Raw genomic sequence first — 3348 nt, 5'->3', positions numbered from 1 at the left:
AGATGTGTATAAGTGCCAGCCCTCCGCCCCGGCGCCCCGGTCCGTCTCCGTCGAGGACGACATCCCCGAGGACGACGATCCCGACCTCGACGAGTCGGCCCTCTCCGGCCAGGAGCTGATCGTCCGGGAGCTGGGGGCGACGGTGGTGGAGGAGTTCTCGAACGAGCCCTAGGAACTCGAACGAGCCCTAGGTCCGGGCAACCAGCCAAAGCCCCCCGCCTTGGAGGAACCTCCAAGCCAAGATCCCCACCCCCTTCGGAAGCCCGCACAAAGGGAACCCGCCACCTCCCGTTAGGCTGACCCCCGTGAAGGTCCTCGTCATCGGCAGCGGCGCCCGCGAACACGCCCTGTGCCACTCCCTGTCCCACGACCCCGACGTCACCGCGCTGCACTGCGCCCCCGGCAACGCCGGCATCGCCGAGGTCGCCGAGCTGCACCAGGTCGACGCCCTGGACGGCACGGCCGTCACCGAGCTGGCCAAGCGGCTCGGCCCGGACCTCGTGGTCGTCGGCCCGGAGGCGCCGCTGGTCGCCGGTGTCGCCGACGCCGTCCGCGAGGCCGGCATCCCGGTCTTCGGCCCGTCCGGGCAGGCCGCTCGGCTCGAGGGCTCCAAGGCCTTCGCGAAGGACGTCATGGCGGCGGCCGAGGTGCCCACGGCACGGTCGTACGTCTGCACGACCATCGAGGAGGTCGACACGGCCCTCGACGCCTTCGGCGCTCCGTACGTGGTCAAGGACGACGGGCTCGCCGCCGGCAAGGGCGTCGTCGTCACCGACGACATCGAGACCGCCAGGGCGCACGCCGCCGCCTGCGAGCGCGTGGTCATCGAGGAGTACCTCGACGGCCCCGAGGTCTCCCTGTTCGCCGTCACCGACGGCGAGACGGTCGTGCCGCTCCAGCCCGCCCAGGACTTCAAGCGCGCCCTGGACGGCGACGAGGGCCCGAACACCGGCGGCATGGGGGCCTACTCCCCGCTGCCGTGGGCCGACCCGAAGCTGGTCGACGAGGTGATGCAGACCGTCCTCCAGCCGACCGTGGACGAGATGAAGCGCCGCGGTACGCCGTTCTCCGGGCTGCTCTACGCCGGTCTCGCGATCACCTCCCGCGGCGTGCGCGTGATCGAGTTCAACGCCCGCTTCGGCGACCCGGAGACCCAGGTCGTGCTGGCCCGGCTGAAGACGCCGCTGGCCGGTCTCCTGATGGCCGCGGCCACCGGCAACCTCGCCCACCTGGAGCCGCTGCGCTGGAGCGACGACGCGGCCGTGACCGTGGTCGTCGCCTCGCACAACTACCCCGGCACCCCGCGCACCGGCGACCCGATCACCGGTCTCGACGAGGTCGCCGCCCAGGACGCCCCGCACGCGTACGTGCTGCACGCCGGCACCAAGCGTGACGGTGACGCGATCGTCAGCGCGGGCGGCCGCGTCCTGTCCGTCACGGCCACCGGCAAGGACCTCGCCGAGGCCCGCGACCGCGCCTACACGGCCGTCGGCCGCATCCGCCTCGACGGCTCCCAGCACCGCACGGACATCGCCGCGAAGGCGGCCGGCGCGTAACGACGGTCAACACCGGACCCCTGCGTCACACCAACGTGGGAAACCGCCCCTCTCGATGAACCCCACAGGCCCCGGATCCGTCTCAGGATCCGGGGCCTGAAGTTTTCGGTATGCGAGGCCTGATCCTCGCTGTCCGTCATCCACCTTTCCCCAAAGCCATTCCATCGAGTGACCGATGTCTTATCCGGCTGACGGGGGGTGGAGCCCCAACTAGGGTGCCGCGCAAGCGTTCCGGCACATGGCCCACCGGCATTGCGATGTCAGTGGCGGGTGCCACAGTGGGGGAGTGAGCAAGGAAAGCGTCAGGTCAACGGGGAGGGGGTGAGGTCGGTCGTGACCGGAATGGGTGTGGAGGCAGGCGCGCAGGCCGCGCGGGCACGAGCACTGGTCGTGCTGCGCATCCGCAGCCGCGCGCTGGCCGTCGCCCTGCTGCCCGCCGCCGTCGCCGTGATCCTGCTCGCGGGCGCCCCCACCGGCCGACTCGTCGGCCCCGGCTGGGACGCCGCCCGCTGGACCCTGACGCCGGTCGCGGTCCTCGTGCTGCTCGCCGCCGCCGGTGTCGCCCTGGTCGTCGCCCGGGCCCGGCCCGCCATGAGCCCGACCATCCCGATCGCCGAGGAGTCGGCCCCCGACCTCTACCGGATGGTGCGCGACCTCGCCGACCGCCTCGACGTCCCCGCGCCCTCCGCGATAGCGCTCACACCGGACTGCGACAGCTGGCTGGAGGACCGCACCCACCGGGCCCACGGCCCGCCCCCCGCCGAGGAGCACGACGACATAGCGGGCAGCGACAGACACCCGCACCGCCGGCATCCGGTCGCGCCGGTCCTCGTCATCGGCTCCCCCTTCCTGTGGTGGATGCGGGTCGGTGAACTGCGCGCGGTCCTCGCCCCGGTCGTCGCCGGTACGGGCCCCTCGGCGCACCCGGACATAGCCGCCGCCCGGCGGTTCGTCCGAGGGCTGGACGCCGCGGTGGCCGTGGCCTCGGCGCCGGAGCGCCGACCGGTGTCGCGGGCCGTGCTGGCCGGCGTCGGCTGGGTGGCCCGGCTGCTGCTGCGCAGTTGCCGTGTGCACGCCGGCGAGATGGAGCGGGGCGTGGCGGCCGCGGCCGCGGAGCGTGCACAGGCTGTGGATTACGGGCTGCGGATCGTCGCCCAGGAGCAGGTGGGCCTGGCGTACGCGGGCTGGGACCGGCTGCTGACCCGGGTCGCGCTGCCCGCCTGGCGGATGGGCCGCTGGCCGTCCCGGCTGGACGCCGGAGTGGTCGCGGCGCTCACGGAGCTGTCCCGCCGCGACCGTCTGGCCGAGGGCTTCGCGTCCCGTCTCGGCGAGCGGCCCGCCTGCGATCTGCTGGAGGAGCCGGGCACGGTCGACGAGGCCGCCTCCCTCCTCGCCGCCCGCCTCTTCCACGGCGGCCCGGCGGGGCCCCGTCCCGACTGGTCGCCGGTGGGCTGGAGCGAGTATCCGGAGGAGGTCGTGGACCGCAAGTGGCGCGTCGACGCGGCCCGGCTCCACCGGGTCCTGGACGCCATGGGCGTCCGCCCGGCCCCGGGCAGCCCGGCCCCGAACACCGGCGGCCCGACTCTGTCCCGCGTCCTCGACCACCTGACGGACCAGGCGGGAGAGACCGGAGAGACCCGCTTCGCCCCCCGGAGCCCCGAACCACCCCCGAACGACGAAGAGGACCTCTCCGGCACGACCCCCCGCAGCGCCACCCTCGCCGCCCGCCTCAGAGCCGAACTGTCCCGCGAGGAAGCCACCCCGACGCCGAGCCCGCCGGCCACCGCCACAC

General features: G+C 73.9%; 2 protein-coding genes. Both read left to right on the top strand.

Annotated features, from left to right (window positions below; genetic code table 11):
• Nucleotides 1-305: 305 nt before the first annotated feature.
• Nucleotides 306-1556: a phosphoribosylamine--glycine ligase gene (purD, locus tag CCL05_RS38145; protein WP_086565207.1), complete on the top strand. Its 1251-nt coding sequence runs from the start codon at nt 306-308 to the stop codon at nt 1554-1556.
• A gap of 342 nt (nt 1557-1898) precedes the next feature.
• Nucleotides 1899-3348, top strand: a 1450-nt coding sequence (locus CCL05_RS38140) for a hypothetical protein (RefSeq protein ID WP_167409696.1), incomplete at its 3' end; no start/stop codon positions are given.

The sequence above is a fragment of the Streptomyces africanus genome (genome assembly GCF_002150735.1).
In the GTDB taxonomy this organism is placed as follows: Bacteria; Actinomycetota; Actinomycetes; order Streptomycetales; family Streptomycetaceae; genus Streptomyces; species Streptomyces africanus.
Note: the sequence above shows the minus strand (reverse complement) of the source record. Positions and strands in the feature narration are given on the sequence as shown.